1 protein-coding gene is annotated in these 269 nt (G+C 65.8%); it reads right to left on the reverse strand.

What is annotated here, in order from left to right; all coding sequences use genetic code 11:
- Positions 1–269: shikimate dehydrogenase family protein (locus tag AC0KVN_RS27675; RefSeq protein ID WP_483656855.1), on the reverse strand; the 269-nt coding region annotated here is incomplete at both ends.

Consider the following 269-nt stretch of genomic DNA (forward strand, 5'->3'; position numbering starts at 1 on the left):
GTTGGTCGACTGCAAGGCGCCGCCGTTGAAATAGAGCGTGTTGGCCGCGCCCACCGCCCGCGCGCGCGCATCGGGCGCCGAGAGCGCAAGCGCCTGCTCCTTGTGCGGGATGGTAACGTTCGCGCCCTTGTAGCCACGTTCGGCAAGAGTCCCGATGAAATCCGCGAACGCTGCCGGCTCCACCGCCTCGATTCGATAGTCGCCGTCGATGCCGAAGGACTTCAGCCAGTATTTGTGAATCAGCGGTGAGCGCGAATGCGCCGCCGGCC

Source organism: Sphingobium sp. SG1, assembly GCF_057063145.1.